This window comes from Pseudoalteromonas sp. AWH4_217, assembly GCF_056161105.1.
Window position 1 is genome coordinate 214,171 of sequence record NZ_JBSWYM010000005.1, and the last position, 17,618, is coordinate 231,788.

General features: G+C 48.5%; 18 protein-coding genes. 9 read left to right on the forward strand and 9 right to left on the reverse strand.

All coding sequences use genetic code 11. From position 1 onward, the window contains the following. Nucleotides 1–9: 9 nt before the first annotated feature. Both gshA and ACXAH1_RS07780 read left to right on the forward strand, forming a co-directional pair. The gene (gene gshA, locus ACXAH1_RS07775) at nucleotides 10–1,587 is read left to right on the forward strand and encodes a glutamate--cysteine ligase (protein WP_475195503.1); all 1,578 of its coding nucleotides are present in this window, start codon (nucleotides 10–12) and stop codon (nucleotides 1,585–1,587) included. 117 nt (nucleotides 1,588–1,704) lie between these two features. Beyond that, nucleotides 1,705–2,313: a transglycosylase SLT domain-containing protein gene (locus ACXAH1_RS07780; protein ID WP_253043969.1), complete on the forward strand. Its 609-nt coding sequence runs from the start codon at nucleotides 1,705–1,707 to the stop codon at nucleotides 2,311–2,313. A 121-nt stretch (nucleotides 2,314–2,434) separates the two neighbouring features. Here ACXAH1_RS07780 and ACXAH1_RS07785 read toward each other — a convergent pair whose 3' ends face one another. The 4 genes from ACXAH1_RS07785 to ACXAH1_RS07800 form a co-directional block, all read right to left on the reverse strand. Further along, complete coding sequence (locus ACXAH1_RS07785; RefSeq protein ID WP_138549724.1) at nucleotides 2,435–2,683, reverse strand: hypothetical protein; 249 nt, start codon at nucleotides 2,681–2,683, stop codon at nucleotides 2,435–2,437. 19 nt (nucleotides 2,684–2,702) lie between these two features. Beyond that, nucleotides 2,703–2,951: a hypothetical protein gene (locus tag ACXAH1_RS07790; RefSeq protein WP_253043971.1), complete on the reverse strand. Its 249-nt coding sequence runs from the start codon at nucleotides 2,949–2,951 to the stop codon at nucleotides 2,703–2,705. A 156-nt stretch (nucleotides 2,952–3,107) separates the two neighbouring features. Beyond that, nucleotides 3,108–4,391 carry an HlyC/CorC family transporter gene (locus tag ACXAH1_RS07795; RefSeq protein ID WP_138544442.1) on the reverse strand — a complete coding sequence of 428 codons (1,284 nt, stop codon included), beginning with the start codon at nucleotides 4,389–4,391 and terminating at the stop codon, nucleotides 3,108–3,110. Nucleotides 4,392–4,484: 93 nt separating this feature from the next. Further along, nucleotides 4,485–5,291: a cytochrome C assembly family protein gene (locus ACXAH1_RS07800; RefSeq protein ID WP_253043974.1), complete on the reverse strand. Its 807-nt coding sequence runs from the start codon at nucleotides 5,289–5,291 to the stop codon at nucleotides 4,485–4,487. A 162-nt stretch (nucleotides 5,292–5,453) separates the two neighbouring features. Here ACXAH1_RS07800 and ffh point away from each other — a divergent pair, with 162 nt between their 5' ends. Beyond that, a complete protein-coding gene (gene ffh, locus ACXAH1_RS07805) occupies nucleotides 5,454–6,833 on the forward strand; it encodes a signal recognition particle protein (protein ID WP_253043977.1) in 1,380 nt (459 codons plus the stop codon). Between the two features lie 64 nt (nucleotides 6,834–6,897). Here the strand turns inward: ffh and ACXAH1_RS07810 are convergent, their stop codons facing one another. The 4 genes from ACXAH1_RS07810 to ACXAH1_RS07825 are packed head-to-tail and all read right to left on the reverse strand — an operon-like array spanning nucleotide 6,898 to nucleotide 10,282. Then, nucleotides 6,898–7,638, reverse strand: a complete 741-nt coding sequence (locus ACXAH1_RS07810) for a HugZ family pyridoxamine 5'-phosphate oxidase (RefSeq protein ID WP_475195513.1) — start codon at nucleotides 7,636–7,638, stop codon at nucleotides 6,898–6,900. After that, complete coding sequence (locus ACXAH1_RS07815) at nucleotides 7,631–8,428, reverse strand: heme ABC transporter ATP-binding protein (RefSeq protein ID WP_475195515.1); 798 nt, start codon at nucleotides 8,426–8,428, stop codon at nucleotides 7,631–7,633. Before ACXAH1_RS07815 ends, ACXAH1_RS07810 begins: the two co-directional genes overlap by 8 nt. After that, nucleotides 8,421–9,467, reverse strand: coding sequence for a FecCD family ABC transporter permease (locus ACXAH1_RS07820; protein WP_475195518.1), 1,047 nt, complete (start codon nucleotides 9,465–9,467; stop codon nucleotides 8,421–8,423). The genes ACXAH1_RS07815 and ACXAH1_RS07820 overlap by 8 nt, the downstream gene beginning before the upstream one ends. Beyond that, nucleotides 9,464–10,282 carry a heme/hemin ABC transporter substrate-binding protein gene (locus ACXAH1_RS07825; RefSeq protein ID WP_475195522.1) on the reverse strand — a complete coding sequence of 273 codons (819 nt, stop codon included), beginning with the start codon at nucleotides 10,280–10,282 and terminating at the stop codon, nucleotides 9,464–9,466. The genes ACXAH1_RS07820 and ACXAH1_RS07825 overlap by 4 nt, the downstream gene beginning before the upstream one ends. 240 nt (nucleotides 10,283–10,522) lie before the next feature. On the opposite strand from ACXAH1_RS07825, the gene ACXAH1_RS07830 reads away from it, so the two are divergent. The 6 genes from ACXAH1_RS07830 (at nucleotide 10,523) to tyrA (ending at nucleotide 16,248) form a co-directional block, all read left to right on the forward strand. Next, a complete protein-coding gene (locus tag ACXAH1_RS07830) occupies nucleotides 10,523–12,613 on the forward strand; it encodes a TonB-dependent hemoglobin/transferrin/lactoferrin family receptor (protein ID WP_475195527.1) in 2,091 nt (696 codons plus the stop codon). A 276-nt stretch (nucleotides 12,614–12,889) separates the two neighbouring features. Further along, nucleotides 12,890–13,138, forward strand: coding sequence for a 30S ribosomal protein S16 (rpsP, locus tag ACXAH1_RS07835; protein ID WP_010382415.1), 249 nt, complete (start codon nucleotides 12,890–12,892; stop codon nucleotides 13,136–13,138). A gap of 17 nt (nucleotides 13,139–13,155) precedes the next feature. Further along, nucleotides 13,156–13,689, forward strand: coding sequence for a ribosome maturation factor RimM (gene rimM, locus ACXAH1_RS07840; RefSeq protein ID WP_046006658.1), 534 nt, complete (start codon nucleotides 13,156–13,158; stop codon nucleotides 13,687–13,689). Continuing rightward, nucleotides 13,689–14,453, forward strand: coding sequence for a tRNA (guanosine(37)-N1)-methyltransferase TrmD (trmD, locus tag ACXAH1_RS07845; protein WP_054014093.1), 765 nt, complete (start codon nucleotides 13,689–13,691; stop codon nucleotides 14,451–14,453). The genes rimM and trmD overlap by 1 nt, the downstream gene beginning before the upstream one ends. A gap of 33 nt (nucleotides 14,454–14,486) precedes the next feature. Then, nucleotides 14,487–14,846, forward strand: coding sequence for a 50S ribosomal protein L19 (gene rplS, locus ACXAH1_RS07850; RefSeq protein ID WP_475195535.1), 360 nt, complete (start codon nucleotides 14,487–14,489; stop codon nucleotides 14,844–14,846). Nucleotides 14,847–15,114: 268 nt separating this feature from the next. Next, a complete protein-coding gene (gene tyrA, locus ACXAH1_RS07855) occupies nucleotides 15,115–16,248 on the forward strand; it encodes a bifunctional chorismate mutase/prephenate dehydrogenase (RefSeq protein ID WP_475195537.1) in 1,134 nt (377 codons plus the stop codon). Between the two features lie 41 nt (nucleotides 16,249–16,289). Here tyrA and ACXAH1_RS07860 read toward each other — a convergent pair whose 3' ends face one another. Beyond that, nucleotides 16,290–17,444 carry a chorismate mutase gene (locus tag ACXAH1_RS07860; protein ID WP_475195540.1) on the reverse strand — a complete coding sequence of 385 codons (1,155 nt, stop codon included), beginning with the start codon at nucleotides 17,442–17,444 and terminating at the stop codon, nucleotides 16,290–16,292. Nucleotides 17,445–17,618 lie beyond the last annotated feature (174 nt).

Here is a 17,618-nt window from a genome sequence, read left to right on the forward strand (position 1 = left end):
TATTAGTTTTTGAAACAGTTAAATTTACAAGGCAAGTTAGAAGCGCTTGCGACATCGGCACATCGTAGCGCCTTGCGTGGCATTAAACGCGGGATTGAACGAGAAGCGCTGAGAATTAAGTCATCCGGAGAGATAGCAAAAACCCCTCACCCTCAAGGGGCTGGTCATGCGTTGACACATGGTGCGATCACAACTGATTTCTCCGAGTCTCTCCTGGAGTTTATTACCCCGGTCAGCGAATCACCCGAGGAAACGCTCTCTCAGCTGAGGGACTTGCAAAAATATACCCTGAGTCATATGGGTGATGAACTCTTGTGGCCAATGAGTATGCCGTGTTTTATCCAGCATGAAGACGACATTACGCTGGCACAGTTTGGCCAGTCAAATATTGGTCAAATGAAAACCTTATATCGGGAAGGCTTAAAAAACCGCTATGGCAGTATGATGCAGGCTATTGCGGGAGTACATTTTAACATATCGTTCCCTGATTCTTTGTGGCAGAGCCTGCAGACACTGGCAGAGGATACGCAACCTTCACAAGCCTTTATTTCTGACCAGTATTTGGGCCTCATCAGAAACTTTAAACGTGAATTGTGGCTGATCAGCTACCTGTTTGGCGCTTCTCCTGCTCTGTGTCGTTCTTTTTTGCAAGGCAAGAGCAGTGAATTACCGTTTAAACAGCTGGGACAGGGAACACTCTACCTGGAGTATGGCACGGCATTACGTTTGGGAGATCTGGGTTACACCAACAGTGCTCAGTCATCACTGCGTGTTACCTACAACAGCCTGGATGAGTATGTCGCGGGGCTGCAAAAGGCCATTCGTAGTCAATCTGATCTGTATCAACATATTCCGGACTATCAACACGATGCGCCGAAACAGCTCAATAAGAACATTCTCCAGATAGAAAACGAATTCTATTCGCCTATCCGGCCTAAGCGCAATGGTCGTTCAGGAGAAACCCCAACTCAGGCGCTTAGCCGTGGTGGTATTGAATATGTTGAGATTCGGGCTCTGGATGTTAATCCATTCAGTGAGACAGGGATTGATCTTGAACAAATCCTGTTTTTGGATGTGTTCCTTACTTACTGCCTGTTGAAAGAGTCGCCTGCGCTAAGCTGGGAAGAGCAAAAAATCTGTGATCTAAATTTACAACAGGTCATCAATGAAGGACGTAATCCTGATGTGACTCTGAAGCGGGAAACAGAAGCTTGTTCTTTACAGCAATGGGGCAAGGACATTTTTGAGCAATTGCATCGGGTTGCAGCTTTGCTGGATGAGGCGCATGGTGCTGAGCGCTACATACCTGTGATAGCTAAGCTCAGTGAGTGGGTAAGTCAGCCTGAGTTAACTATATCCGGACGTATTGTTGAACAACTAACCCGCGAGGCTCAGGATAGCGGAAAATTGGCTTTGTCACTGGCACAGCAGTACAAACACTATCATGTGTCAGACGACTATCATGTATTTCAGCAAGCCGATCTGGATACAATGAGTGCGCAATCATTTGCGGATGAACAAGACGTTGTTGCAAAAGACAGTGCCACGTTTAACGAATTTTTGCGTGACTACTTTTCCAGGGCATAAAAAAAGCGCAGCCAGTAGGCTGCGCAAATAAATATCAGGGATGAAACAATGCTAAACTGCTGCATTCAGAGAGTAAGACCGGCACAATTTTGAAAAGTTCAACGAGTTCATAAAAAAATGAGAAAAAAAATAATTTTATTACCTTTGTTGGCTGCATTAACTGGCTGCGCGACTGCACCTCCGAAGCAACCGAATGATATTTGTAAAATTTTTCAAGAAAAGGAGGACTGGTACTTTGATGCAAAAGATGCCCAAGAAAAGTGGGGATCGCCAAAACACGTATTAATGAGCATGATGTACCAGGAAAGTTCGTTCAGGCATGACGCCGCGCCTCCAATGGAGTACTTTTTATGGGTTATCCCCATTGGTCGTGCCAGTAGTGCCTATGGCTACTCACAGGCAAAAACACCAACATGGAGTGATTACATTCGCGAAACGGGTAACTCAGGTGCAGACAGAGATGATTTCGAAGATGCCATAGATTTCATGGGGTGGTTTGTCTACAAGACCCATAAAATCAACGGTGTGTCCAAGTGGGATGCCTATGCACAATACCTCAACTACCACGAAGGTTGGGGCGGCTACCGACGGGGTACCTATAAGAAGAAGCAGTGGCTGATGAAAGTAGCCAATAAAGTGAAGCATCGTGCCTCGCGTTATGGTGCTCAGCTTAAGCGATGTGAGGCCGACCTGGATAAGAACTGGTTTGAGCGATTATTCTCCTAACGTTACGCTATTTAAGCTCCTTCCTTAAAAATGTGCAGCAGATAACTCACCTGCTGCACCGTGCTCAATGTTTAGCAATAGCATTGGGCAGAATTGCAATTCCTGTTACTTCCTTGTCGAATTAGCAGGTAGTGTTGCGTGAAAATCGACAATCCCAGGTGTCACACTCATTATGGATAGAGGGCAGGCAGTTGTAGGATTGGGCGCAGTTCAGTGTTGTACAGGTGTAGCTGGTACGTGTATCCCAGTCACTTGGACAATTTGAAGTAGGTGGTACACCACCTGCGATTTTACCAGTCATTTTGACTGGTAACACTGAGTTGTCGGCTGAGAGTGTTTTTACTTTTTTCTTATTTAGCTTAAGTTTCATATTAATTCCTTTATTGATATTAGCATCCGTTTCTGGAGAAACGGCAATCCCAAGACAAAGGGCAATCACCGACAATAGTGTGCGGTAGCGGGCAAGTGTAGGTTTCGCATTGGGTTGATACACAACCGCCGCTGGTCCAGCGATCCCAGTCACTTGGACATTCTAGTGTCACTAAACCACCGGCAACCTGACGTGTCATTTTCCCGGGTAGCACTGCGCTGTCAGAAGACAAGGCTTTCACGCTTTTTTTGTTCAATTTTAACTTCATTTGTATTTCCTTGTTTATTTTGAATATGCCCATAGGCTGGGCTGACTTAGTTAACAATAATGAAATTAATTTGTACAGAATGTGGGCAAAGTTTTAATGGGGAGTTGGTGGGTTTTTTGTAACTAAAAATAAAAAGCCGCGTTACGCGGCTTTTTATTAGTGTGATTTGGCAGGTTTTTTCTTTTTATTGGGGTAAACCTTGACCACCTTAATCATGTTTTCCTTTATTTCGACCACTTCCATGGGGTAACCCGCTATTTTCAGGCCCAACTGTGTCTGTGGAATATCCTCAAGATATTCAACAATCAGTCCGCTGAGAGTTTTTGGACCTTCCGTAGGCAGGTGCCAACGCATTTCTTTGTTCAGGTCGCGTACGTTCGCGCCACCATCAACCATAACAGAGCCATCATTTTGAACGTCGACCTCGTCGCTCGGGGCTGGCGTTTTGGTTGTGGTAAAGTCGCCGACTACTTCTTCAAGGATGTCTTCCAGTGTCACCAGACCCTGGATATCTCCATATTCGTCAACCACCAGACCGATACGCTCTTTGTTTTGCTGGAACTTTAAAAGTTGCGTGTTCAGTGAGGTGCTTTCCGGAATATAGTAAATTTCTCGCACCGCTCGCAGCAGAGAAGGCTTGTCAAACTGCTCTTTGGTCAGCAGACGCAAAGCATCGCGTGAATGGATAAAGCCCACGGCGTCATCTATCTGGTCGCGATATAGCAGCACTCGGGTGTGCTGAGCATTGGTGAGCTGTTTAGAGATCACTTTCCAGTCGTCGTTGATATCAATCGCATTGATCTCACTGCGTGGGATCATAATGTCTTCAACCGTCACATGATCTAAATCCAAAATGGAGGTCATCATATCTTGGTGGTTGGTTGGCAACATAGCGCCAGATTCATTGAGGACAGTTTTGAGCTCTTCTTTACTCAAGCTGTGTTCTTCTATCTGCTCCGGTGATACGCCAATCAGTTTCAACATGCCGTTGGTGATCCAGTTCACAGTCACAACCACAGGGAAGAGTATTTTTAACAGGAGTTTCAGAATCACAGAGCTGGGAAACGCGATTTTTTCGGGGTACAGTGCCGCCAATGTTTTCGGTGTGACTTCTGCAAAGATCAAGATGACCAAGGTCAGAGCAAAGGTGGCAACCACAATACCTGCATCACCCAGTAAGCGCATACCCAACACGGTAGCAACCGCTGAAGCGGCAATGTTAACCAGGTTATTTCCGATTAAGATCAGACCAATTAAACGGTCCGGGCGTTTTAAAAGTTCGTCTACGCGCTGTGCCGACTTGTGTTTTTCTTTTACCAAGTGGCGCAATCGGTAGCGATTGATAGACATGATCCCGGTTTCCGAACTGGAAAAATAGCCCGAGAGCAGAACAAGCACGCCAAGAATAATAAACAAGGCGCTGGTTGATATGTCGTCCAACAGAGGATCCCTTTTTTGCTTACGAAGGAGTATTAAGCGTTAGCCAGAATTCAGAGTCAAGTCAAAAAGCATGAACTTAAGTTAAAACTTAGATTAAAACTTACCTAAGATCACTTCTTGAACAAATCGACTGCCGAAATAAGCTAAAGTCACTATGCCTGATGCGCCTAATACTGCGAATACCACAGACTTACCCCGCCAGCCAAACTGGTGGTGGCCAATGGTCACAGCAGTGAAAATACACCAGGCAATCAGCGACAGTACTGTCTTATGTAAAAACTCTTTGGCAAACATGCCTTCGAGGAACACAAAACCAGACAACAGCGCCAGAGTTAACAGGCCCGTACCTACAGTCAGTAGTTGGTAGAGCTGAGATTCAACCTGCATCAATGGCGGAAGGTGACTGTGCATGATGGCCAAATCTTTTTCTTTTAATCTGCGATCAATAAAATAAAACTGTACCGCGTAAAGCGTGGCAATAATAAGTACGCAGTAAGCCAGTAAAGACAAGGAAATATGTACCACCAAGCCAATATCCACGTCCAGCGATTTCATCACAATATGATGCGGGACAAACAGGCTGGCGACCAGAAGAATCGAGGCGAAGCCGTAGACAACCGGCAATAACAAAGTGGCCGGAAACTTTAAAGAAACCGTAGTCACCGACACCACAATGACCCAACAGGTGAGCAGCGCCACATTAATGGTGCTGAGGTCTTGGCCATCCTGCGTAAACACGGAGTTTACCAGTACCAGCATATGGCTAAGTATCGCCACGGTGCTGAAAATAATGGTCAGCTTTTGACTTGGGCCTTCCTTATGGAATAGGCGCGATAGTACATGCCCGGTGGCAAGTACATAAAACAGACTGGCAAACAAAGATAAACTGATGATCAACATGAATGGCTTTCTACTTACATGCTCCTTTTGTAGGCTATTGTATTTTAAGCTCGGGTTCTTGCATAGGGGCAGGGAAAAAGTTTCTTAACTGACTTGAATACTGTATTAGTGACGCGCATATCAGTATAATGCTGGGCAATTACGACATACTGGAAGCGATAAATGTTTGAGAACCTCCAAGAACGCTTAGGAAAAACGCTTAAAAACATCAGCGGCCGCGGCCGACTAACCGAAGACAATATTAAAGAAACGCTCCGCGAAGTGCGTATGGCGCTGCTCGAAGCGGATGTGGCTTTGCCTGTGGTCAGAGACTTTGTGAAGCAGGTTAAAGAGCGTGCGGTTGGTGTTGAAGTGACTAAGAGCCTGAGCCCGGGTCAGGTTTTCATCAAGATCGTGCGTGAAGAACTTGAAAAAGCCATGGGTGAAGCCAACGAGGAGCTCAACCTGGCTGCGCAGCCACCTGCGGTTGTTATGATGGCAGGTCTGCAAGGTGCGGGTAAAACCACCAGTGTGGGTAAGCTTGCTAAGTTCTTAAAAGAGCGTAAGAAAAAATCTGTGCTGGTGGTCAGTGCCGACGTCTACCGTCCGGCGGCTATCAAGCAGCTGGAAACGTTGGCCACAGAAGTAGATGTTGAGTTCTTCCCCAGTGATATTTCGCAAAAGCCGGTAGACATCGCAACGAATGCGATTTCACATGCCAGGAAAAAGTTCATTGATGTAGTACTGGTGGATACTGCCGGTCGTTTACACGTCGACAGCGAGATGATGGGCGAGATCAAGGATCTGCACGCAGCCATCTCTCCGATTGAAACTCTGTTCGTTGTTGATTCCATGACGGGTCAGGATGCTGCAAATACGGCGAAGGCATTCGACGAAGCCTTGCCGCTAACTGGTGTGATCCTGACCAAGACTGACGGTGATGCACGCGGCGGTGCGGCGTTATCTATTCGCCATATTACTGGTAAACCCATTAAGTTCATTGGTGTGGGCGAGCGTACGGATGCGCTGGAACCATTCCACCCGGATCGTGTCGCGTCACGTATTCTTGGTATGGGTGACGTACTGTCATTGATCGAAGAAGTTGAGTCTAAGGTTGATAAAGACAAAGCGGCTAAAGTGGCTGAGAAAGTCTTTAAAGGCGATGGCTTCACGCTCGAAGACTTTGCTGAGCAGCTGCGCCAGATGAAAAACATGGGCGGCATGATGTCAATGCTGGACAAACTGCCTGGTATGTCAAACCTGCCGGATGCAGTGAAAGGTCAGGTAAACGACAAGACGTTTAACCAGATGGAAGCCATCATTAACTCCATGACACCGCACGAGCGCGCGCGCCCGGAAGTCATTAAAGGCTCACGTAAGAAGCGGATTGCGGCCGGTTCAGGTACTCAGGTACAGGATATCAATAAACTTCTCAAGCAGTTTACCCAGATGCAGAAAATGATGAAAAAGATGAAGGGTAAAGGCGGCATGATGAAAATGATGAAGAACATGAAAGGCATGATGCCGCCGGGCATGTTCGGTGGTGGCGGTCCGAAGTTTTAATGCAGGGCCAAGCCAGACTAAAAAAGGACAGACTGATGCAAATCACTCTGTCCTTTTTTAATGGTTAGCTTTCTACAGCCTCACCGAATTGTGCGCGGGCCGCTTTGGTAAGGCGCACCAGTTCTTTGCGCACTGCGGTTGCGTCTTCACAGCGCTTATCAAAAGGCACGTAGTATGATTTGTCATTGGCTCTGAAATAGCAGCCTTCATTGAGTAACGTGGTCATAGTCACCTCTGCGGCATCAACATTATGCACCAGCTTGAGGATCAACTGATTGGCATCCTGATGGTCGTCATTCATATGCGCCACCATGTACGCTTCACTGGCCAGATCCCAATTTGCAGCAGGCTGTGCCCATTCGTCTGCCTCCAGCCAGAATATCTGCCCAAATCCGGCAATATACCGCACGCGTTTTATTTCCATTCGCCAGAGTTTGAAATCATGAGCCTGACGATAGCTGATGGCCTCTGGAAAATGACGCTCGTAACGCAGCAGTAAATCAGCGGTTTCTTCATCTGGAACTGGCGCAGCGTCACCGACTATGGTGACGCGGGCATGCTCGTTCTGATCGCCGCTTTGCGCCGCATCAAATATGGTCGCGCACACTCTGCTGTCGGCTGTCAGGTTGCGTGAATGCTGTGCAATGCCTGCAATGTAAAAAATCAGCCGACCCTGATCGTCACTCATAAATGGCGTGACTGAGCCAAACGGGTAGCCGGCCAGGTTTTTAGAGAGAGTGGATATCACACAGACAGTCGAATGTCTGAGCAGCTGGCGCGCTTCAAAAACAGCTTGTTCACGCATTGGGAGCTCCTGTTAGCGGTTCTGAGAATATCATAGGTATATTATATCCGGGATGCAGATTAATCTGCATGCCTGTTTGGTAAATGGGTTGCAATACTTCGTGTCTGAGAACATCTTGCGGCGGGCCATCGCTGCGGATCTGGCCATTATCCAGCAAGAGGATCCGGTCAGCATAAAGCGACGCGAGATTTAAATCATGTAACACGGCAATAACCGTATTGCCCTGACGGGCAAAGCGCTGCGCGGCACTGAGTACCCGATGCTGGTGGTGCAGATCCAGTGCCGAGGTAGGCTCATCCAGTAACATAAGCTTGTTTCGGGTCTTGGGGTCATGAGCGTTAAGCTGGGCAAGACAACGGGCAAATTGGGCGCGCTGAAATTCACCACCCGACAACTGGGTAATTTCCCGTTGTGCGAGTTTTTCAAGTGCCAGTTGCGTGATGAGGTTATCAACCGCTGCCGCCTGCTCAGCGGTGCTTTCCTGATAAGGGTAGCGACCCATAGCGATTAACTCGGCGGTACAGAAAGCAAAATTAACACGGTTGTGCTGTAATAGCACAGCCCGTTGAGTAGCCAGAGTCAACGGATCGAGCGTACGTAAGGTATGTCCGTGCCACAGGATCTGGCCACTATAAGGAATATCATCACAAATTGCGCTTAATAATGTGGATTTCCCTGCACCATTTTCACCCAACAGGACAATAAACTGGCCAGTGTGAAGTTCAAATGACAGTTCCTTCAGCACGGATTTACCTGAGCGGGCGACGCTCAGGTTGCGGCATTCAAGCATGTGCACCTCGTTTTTGTTGGATCAGCAAATAGACAAAAAACGGACTACCGAACAGTGCGGTGATCACACCAATGGGCAGCTCTGAAGGGGCAACAACCAGACGTGCCAGCCAGTCGGCAGTGAGCAATACCACACAGCCAAGCAGCATACTCAAAGGCAACATGCGCCTTAAATCGGGACCAACCAGCAATCGTGCCAAATGGGGGACCAGCAGGCCGACAAAGCCAATCATGCCCGACATAGCAACCGCCCCGCCGACGCCCAGTGCTATCAGAAAAATCACCTCATTTTTGAGTCGGCTGACATTGACACCCAGATGCCTGGCATCACGTTCCCCGAGCATCAGAGCATTGATCTGTTTACGACGAATAAACAGCATCACTATACAAATGAGAATGAGCGGTGCGCCATATTGCATAGCGGACCAGCTGGCGCCGGCGAGCGCGCCCATCTGCCAGTAGGTCATCAGGCGCAGCGAGGTATCGTCGGCAAAAAAGCTAAATAACCCTATCAGGGCCATGGCCACGGCATTGATGGCCACACCAGCAAGCAGCAATACCGTGATCTGGACCTGACCGTTGTGGCTGGCAATACGATACAGCAGGGAAGTAATGGCCAGCGCGCCTAAAAAAGCCGCCGGGGCGACCATAGCTTCGTTAATGAAGGCTACTTTTGGGGAAAGTGCTATCACCGCAATGGCTGCGACGGCCGCACCACCGGTGACCCCCATCAGGCTGGGATCGGCCAATGGGTTGCGGCACAGAGCCTGACTGGCAGCGCCACTGCAGGCAAGCACACACCCAACCAACAGGGCCAGTAACAGCCTTGGCAGACGGATCTGAGTGACCACGGTTATATGCAGCTCGGTAATATCTTGTGTCAGCTGATCTGGGAGCAGGGCTACCAGAGGCATACGCCAGTCCCAGCCTACCGGACCGCTACTGAGAGATAACCAGGCCAGCGCAAGCAATACAGTACTGCTTAACCATAACCAGATTGTGTAATGACGTGATGTTAAAATCGAGTGCGTCGGAGTCATAGCGCGGATTGTTCCCGATAGGCTGCAAGCTGAGCAATGGCCTCGGGCAATCGAGTGGTCATGCCCATTGACAGCAGAGAGTCCATGACCAGCAGTCGGCATTGCTGCGCGGCCGGCAGTAATGCCAGGGCACTTTGCTGACAAAACTGCTCAGGGCCGCCCAGGCTATACACAACATGGCTGGGCGCTACCAGAAAATCGGGTGCACTGACCAGCATGGCCTCGCGATTGAAGGGTTTGTAGCCGGGTGCCGTTGCCAGATTACGGATCCCTGTGTAGCCAAACAGGAGGTCTGGCACTGTTTCAGGGCCCGCCACGGTAACACCGCGATCGCCCGCAGAGAGAATAAACAGGGCACTGAGCGACGACGGTGGCGCTTTGGCGGGCAAGGTTTGTTTCAGGCGGGCAATAAGACTTTGTGCCTGGCTTTGGCGGTTCAGATCCCGGCCCAGCAGACCTATCAGGTTAAATAGTTCGTTAATATTGGTTGGCTTATCGTACAGGTTTAGTTTAACGCCCGTGCTGCGCAGCTGGGTTAGGACTTCGGGCCTGCCACTGCCTTGTAATGCCAGGATCAGCTCCGGATGTTGTGAGAGCACCCCTTCAGCTGCCAGATCCCGATAGTAGCCAACTTTGGGTAATTGAGTTGCTTGCAGCGGCGAGGTACTGGAGGTATCAACCGCTACAACGTCTTTACCGCCACCCAAAGCGAAGACGATATCCGTTAAGGAGCCGCCGGCGATGACGACCCGCGGAGCTGCGAATATTGGGTTGCTGAGCACTGCTAGCACAATCAGAAACACAAGTTTTTGCATTTTTTATCCCGTTAAATTCAATTGTATTAAGTGGGCCCGCGTATTTGCTTACAGTTTATTAATTCGTCAAAACAGACAGCCTGATAGCACGTCCCCGGTCTGAAGGTGATTCTACGTAATGAAAAACCATAAATCTACATAAATATAAAAATGCAAACCATTATCATTTGCAAATAGGTTTTAGGGACATTATAGTGCTCAGCAAAATAGTTCTGTTTAATTCCCTGAATGAGGTTTCTAATGACTTTAAAGCACAGCAGTATTGCGCTTGGTGTAGTGGCGGCACTTTTTGGTACGACCGATGTTAAGGCCGATGAATTTGAAAAGTCGGCAGACGTGATTGTGGTCAGCGGTTCACGGGTCGAGCAGAAGCTGTCGGATGTCGCAGGCAGCGTCAGTGTGGTGACCGAACAGGCTCTGGAGCAGGAAATCAGTATCGACTTGGCCTCGGCATTTCGTTATCAAACCGGTATTAGCACTCAGGGCAGTGCGGGTAACGCTCAGGCGATCACTGTGCGCGGCATTGGCGGCAACCGGGTTGTGTATATTAAAGATGGTCGTCGACTCAATGATGCCTACGAAGGAGGTCAGGGCTTGTTAATCGGCCGTGGTTATCTGGATTTAGAAGGTGTCAGGCAAATCGAAGTCGCGAAGGGAGCTGCATCTTCACTTTATGGCTCTGATGCACTCGGCGGTATCGTCGTGATAGCCACTAAATCGCCGTCTGATTATCTGGCGGATGCCGCCAGCTATGCGCATCTCAGCGCCGGTTATCACGGTGCCAGTGATGAGCAAAGCCTCAGCGGCGTGTTTGCAAAGCGCCTTGGCGAGCATGCTGCATCGGCCCAGTTAACACGCCGAGATGGCAGCCAGACACAGAATTATGATGAAACCTTACCGGAAGCGGACTACACCTCTACGGCTGCGGTACTCAAAGGTGAGTTGACCCTGGGGGCGCAGTCCAGCCTGTTAACCACTTTGGATTATTACACGCAGGAAACCGAGCAGGTACTGGCAGCTCAGAGCCATGAAACAAAGGAAGAGAACGACAGCCTGTCAGTGTCTGTACTATATAAGAGCAGCGCGGCAACCAGGTTATACGATAACCTGGAGGCCCAGGTATACTTCAGCGATTACGAGCAGCGCAGCGATCAAACTCGTGCTGGTGCTGACCGCTCAGGCCCTTACGTTGATATCAATGACTATCGCTTTGAGCAGCAGATTGTCGGTACCCGATTGGTACTGGACAAACAGTTAACCGTTGGCGATGTCGCGCACCAACTCGTGTATGGGGCTGATTTCGACCAATATGACACGCAACGCCCGCGTTATAAGTCACGGCGCAACCTGCAAGGCACATTGGTCAAAGATCATGAGCCACAAAAAGCGTTCCCCGGCGCGGATACAAGGCTGATTGGACTATTTGTCCAGGATAACGTGACGCTGCTGCCCGATACCTTGAGCGTAAATGTGGGCTTGCGACTGGACAGTTATCAGATGGACCCTAAGCACAGTGCGTTGTACACCGACGGGGTCTTTGAAAAAATTGATGCAACGGCTTTGTCGCCTAAACTGGGTGTGGTATACAGCTTGTCCCAGAATCTCAGCCTGGTGGGTCAGTATGCCCGTGGGTTTAAGATCCCGCCCCACGATCAGGCTTATCAAAGCCACGGTGTTGAGCCTTTTTACCAGATCATCCCAAATTCAGACCTGGATCCGGAATACAGTGACAGCATAGAGCTGGGCTTAAAAGGCAATTTCGATAGTAGTCAGTTCTCCCTTGCCGTATTCCATTCGACTTTTGATGACTTTATTGCCAACCAGCTGGTACGCACTGAGCCGACCTTTATTCCCAATGTCAGCAAACAGGTGTTTCAGTACCAGAATATTGAAGAAGTAAAAATAAAAGGGGTTGAAGCCAATATGACCCTGTGGCTGAACGACCAGCTTGCCATCGACAGTGGCCTGACCTACCTGCATGGTAAAAATTCACAGACCGATGACTACATAGAATCGTTGAGCCCGCTTAATGGCTTTGTTAAAGCGCGCTATGAGTCTGAGCAGTGGTCGCTGACAACGGCGTTGCGTGCAGCCAGTCATATGGACAAAGTTCCCTCTGATGCTGCAATTAAAACCACTGGCTGGGCCACTGTCGATGTGTTTGCAGATTATCAGTGGCACAGCTGGCAACTCAATGTGGGAGTCTTTAATTTGCTGGATAAGGAATACGTCAGTTACGAGCGGGTTGCTGGCAGTGCTGCCGACACCAGCTTGTCTCAGTATACAATGCCGGGACGTTATCTTGCGGCCAAAGCTAAAATCACCTTCTAGTCAGCACAGTTAAAGTACCACTGTATATAAAGAAGGGTGTCTGTTTTGCGACCCTTCTTTTATACTTATGCCCTCAGTTGCGATATGACCCAGGCTGGTCATCGCAGTCACACAATTTAGGCGTCATCTCCTGTCAATTACCGAGCATCTTCATCATTTGGTAATAAAATGGATTTCACACTTGCAATGCGTGAAAAAAGACGTACAATTCCCCAGCTTCCCAAAGTGGGAAGCAAATCTTATTAATGAAAACAGTCAATCTATGTAGAGGACGGTATGGTAACTATTCGTTTGCAACGTGGCGGCGCTAAAAAGCGTCCATTCTATCAAATCGTGGTTGCGGATAGCCGTTTCTCGCGTGACGGTCGTTTCATCGAGAAAGTAGGTTTCTTTAACCCAATCGCTGCTGGTCAAGAAGAAAAGCTTCGTCTAGACCTTGCCCGTGTTGATCACTGGGTAGGTCAGGGCGCAGGTCTTTCAGATCGCGTAGCTAAACTGGTTAAAGACGCTCGTAAAGCGGCTTAATAGGCGTAAGTGTAACCATGAGTCAAGAAAAAACCTCGACAATCGTTGTTGGTAAACTTGGTGCTCCTTATGGCATCAAAGGTTGGCTTAAGGTGCATTCATTTACTGATGATCCCCAAGGGATCTTCGATTTCAGCCCATGGTTGATAGGTCAACAAGGTAAATGGCAAACCCTTGAAGTGAGTGACTGGCGTCGTCACAGCAAGGGCTTTATCGCCAAGTTTGCGAACATCAACGACAGAGACGAAGCAATGGCACTGACCAATGCAGAAATCTCAGTAGATGTAGAGCAGCTCCCTGAATTACCAGAAGGGGAGTTTTATTGGCGAGATCTCATCGGTATGACAGTCGTTACGACAAAAGGGTATAACCTGGGTCATGTTGATGACTTGATGGAGACTGGATCAAATGACGTTTTGGTTGTGAAAGCAAACAAAAAAGATGCATTTGGTCAGTCTGAGCGCTTAATTCCATTCCTGACAGATTCTGTTGTGATTGAAGTTAAGCATGAAGAACGAGAAATTACTGTAGACTGGGATCCGGCGTTTTAATGAGTGAACAGCAAAAACTATGGGTTGGGGTGATCTCACTCTTTCCTGAAATGTTTGACGCGGTAACTCAGCAAGGTGTCACCGGTCGGGCCGTAAAAAACGGGCTGATCGACTTTCACTGCTGGAATCCGAGAGACTATGCACTGGATAAGCACAGAACCGTTGACGACCGACCTTATGGTGGTGGTCCGGGCATGCTGATGATGGTCGAGCCTCTCAAACAAGCCATTCTTGATGCCAAACAGGCAGCAGGAGAAGGTGCTAAAGTAATTTATATGTCTCCACAAGGGCGGAAGTTAGATCAACAAGGTGCGGCCGAACTGGCTCAATCCGAAAAGTTGATTTTAGTCGCTGGTCGCTACGAAGGTATAGACGAGCGGATCATCGAGTCGTATGTCGACGAAGAATGGTCCATCGGGGATTTTATTTTAAGTGGGGGTGAACTGCCCGCCATGACGTTAATCGACGCAGTCGCGCGATTGGTGCCAGGTGTGTTAGGCCACAACCAGTCTGCAGAACAAGATTCGTTCTCAGACGGCTTATTAGATTGTCCACACTATACTCGGCCAGAAACGTTGGATGGAAAACAGGTGCCTGCTGTATTACTCAGTGGAAACCACCAAGCGATAGCCGAGTGGCGCTTAAAGCAGTCACTGGGAAGAACTTGGTTACGCCGTCCAGACTTGTTGCGTAACCTAGCTCTGACTGAGGAGCAAGCGCGTTTGCTTGCTGAATTTCAGCAAGAACATGAAGCTTGTGGCTAGAAGACAGTTACTCCTAGGAATGTGAGAAATAAAATGGCAAAAGTAAACCAAAATATTATTAAAGAGCTTGAAGCTGAGCAGCTTAAGCAAGACGTACCTGCTTTCGGCGCTGGTGACACAGTAGTTGTTCAGGTTCGCGTTAAAGAAGGCGAGAAAGAGCGTCTACAGGCCTTTGAAGGTGTTGTAATCGCTAAGCGTAATCGTGGTCTTCACTCTGCATTCACAGTTCGTAAAATCTCGAACGGTGAAGGTGTAGAGCGTGTATTCCAAACGCACAGCCCTCTTGTAAGCAGCATTGTAGTGAAGCGTCGTGGTGCAGTTCGCCGCGCGAAACTTTACTATCTGCGTGAGCGTTCTGGTAAGTCTGCACGTATTAAAGAAAAACTTAACTAATACGTCGCATTTACCAATGCTTAAAAACGGGCCACTCTTTGAGTGGCCCGTTTTGGTTTTGGGCCACAATCATCTGACTTCGTCAATTGCCTACCTATACGTCTACGACTTTTAATATTGATCCGCTTTAATTCAATGATCAACCTGCTTTAGTGTGGACTATGATGAGATTTAATCGCGGTAAAAGAGCTTGCTAATCTGAGCGAGTTGGCATTAGACTGGTGTACCTTTTGGTTTACTAAAGTAAATAATAGTTTACAGTATGGGAATGAGTCAAACATCTGAACTAACTTTGCTCAGGGAAAAAATTGACGCCTGCGACAGTGCGTTGGTTGACCTGCTGGCACAACGTCGAGAGCTCACTGAGCAGGTTGGAAAAATCAAACAAGTCACCGGGGCACCGCTGCATGTGCCGCAAAGAGAGGCGGACCTGATTGAGGCAAGGCGAGCGCAAGCAGATAAAAAGGGCGTCAACCCGGACCTCGTTGAAGATATATTACGCCGAATGATGCGCGAAGCCTATGAGAATCAGCAAAGTGAGCTGGCTTGCGCAGCCCCTCAGTTATCACCCGTGGTGATAGTGGGTGGTGCAGGCGCCATGGGCCAATTGTTTACCCGCCAGCTGGAGCGCTCAGGGTATGAAGTACGTATTTTGGATAAAGCACAGCAAGCAGATCAGGGTGCGATACTCTCGGATGCCAAACTGGTGCTGTTGAGTGTGCCTATTAATGCGCTGGAGCAAGTGATCAGTGAATTACCGCCACTTCCCGACGATTGCGTGCTGGCAGATATCACCTCTGTTAAACAAGCGCCCCTGCAAGCGATGATGAAAAAGCATCCGGGACCAGTGGTGGGGTTACACCCCATGTTTGGACCAGATATTTCACATTGGGTGAAGCAGACTGTGGTGGTGTGTGACGGGCGCAACAGTGAGGCGTATCAGGGATTGCTTGAGCAACTCAAGATCTGGGGGTGCCATTTGGCTAATATGGCTGCTAAGAAGCACGATCAGGCTATGCAAATCATTCAGGTTATGCGCCACCTCACGACGTTTGTCTATGGTCAGTTTCTGGCTCGTCAGTGCCACACGCTGGAAGAGTTAAAAGGGTGTTCTTCACCGATTTATCAGCTTGAACTGATGATGGTTGGGCGGCTGTTTGCGCAGTCGGGTGAGCTTTATACCGATATTATGCTGGCGCAGTTTGATGAAGTGGAAGGACTGCTTGCAAGCTACCAGGATACCTTTGAACAGACGCTGAATCGTTTGCAGTCGGGTGACAAAGCGGCTCTGATAAGCGCCTTTGACGAGGCAAAAAATTACTTTTCGGACAGTGCACAAACCTTTTTACGTCAAAGCCGGGGTTTGCTCAATAAGGCCAACGACGCTAAGGTTATTTCTTAGTATTTTGATAGTAGAGCGAGGCAAGCCTCGCTCTCATTCTTTTATACCACTTCTACTGCCTGCAGAGATTCGCTTTGGTAACAACCCAGAATACGTACATACTGGGTATGTTCTTTCAGGGATTCCAGGGCGCTTTGCACTTGTTTATCCGCGACATTCGCTTGTAGGTCAACATAAAACACTTCTTCCCATGGATTACCCGGCACCGGGCGTGACTCTAGTTTGGTCATATTGATATTGTGTTCTTTGAACACCATCAGCGCGTCGGCCAGAGAGCCGACTTTTTGTTTGGTGGCCATGATCAGGCTGGTTTTGGTTGGGATCTGAGTCGACACTTGCAGTGGCTGGCGCGCAACGACAATAAAGCGACTGTGATTTTCCGCTTGATTAGCCAGACCACTTTTCAGCACTTCTAGGCCAAACCCTTTACCGGCTTGTGCAGAGCCTATCGCGGCACTGTTTGGGGTGTCTGCGGCCAGTTTCAGAGCGCTGGACGTGGAGTCGCAGGTTTCTTGTGTCAGGTCACCCAGCCCTTCCAGGAAGCGGCTGCACTGAGCGAAGGGTTGATGATGGGCGAAGATTTTATTGATGTCTTTGAGGGTTGTACCTTCTTTTGCCAGCAAACAGTGTTCAACACTGTGTGTCACCTCACCAATAATAGAAACCTGAGCATGCTGAAGTAAATCAAAGACTTCATTGATACTCCCTGAGCTGGTATTTTCAATTGGCAGTATACCGTAGTCGGCCTGGCCTTTTTCAACAGACTGGGTTATGTCTGAAAACGTCTGACATCCCAGCTCAACCAGCGTACCGGGGCGACGGCTGAAATATTTGTGACAGGCAAGCTGGCTGTAGGACCCCTGCCCACCCAGGTAGGCGACTTTATGAGTATCACTCAGGGACTCGGGATTCAGGCTCTTCTGAAGGAGTGCTTGCTGGTTCAATACTGAGTCTTCCAGGATCACCTGGAAAACGTTGTTAATATAGAAAGGGTCCAGCCCCAGTGATTTGCCGTAGCTGATGAGCTTTTCCAGCAGTGCCAGCTCGCGGGCTTCATCCCTGATAGGTTTGTTATTAGTGATCTTGTATTCCAGCACGCTGTGGCTCAATCTGCGGCGTTTTGCCAGCAGGATCAACAGCTCAGAATCAATTTCATTGATGTCTTTACGCAGCGCATCCAAAGTATCTTGTGTCATAGGTCCTCACTCCCATTTTGCCAAAAAAAAGCCTCCCAGTGTGGGAGGCTTAGCTATCTGATTTTTACACGCAAACAGTTAAGCCTCTTCACCTAAAGAAGCTAAAAAAGAAAAAGTAGTTGCGTGTCGTTAAAGTCATAAATCTGTCTAAAATGTGGTTCTTAGTCTAATTAA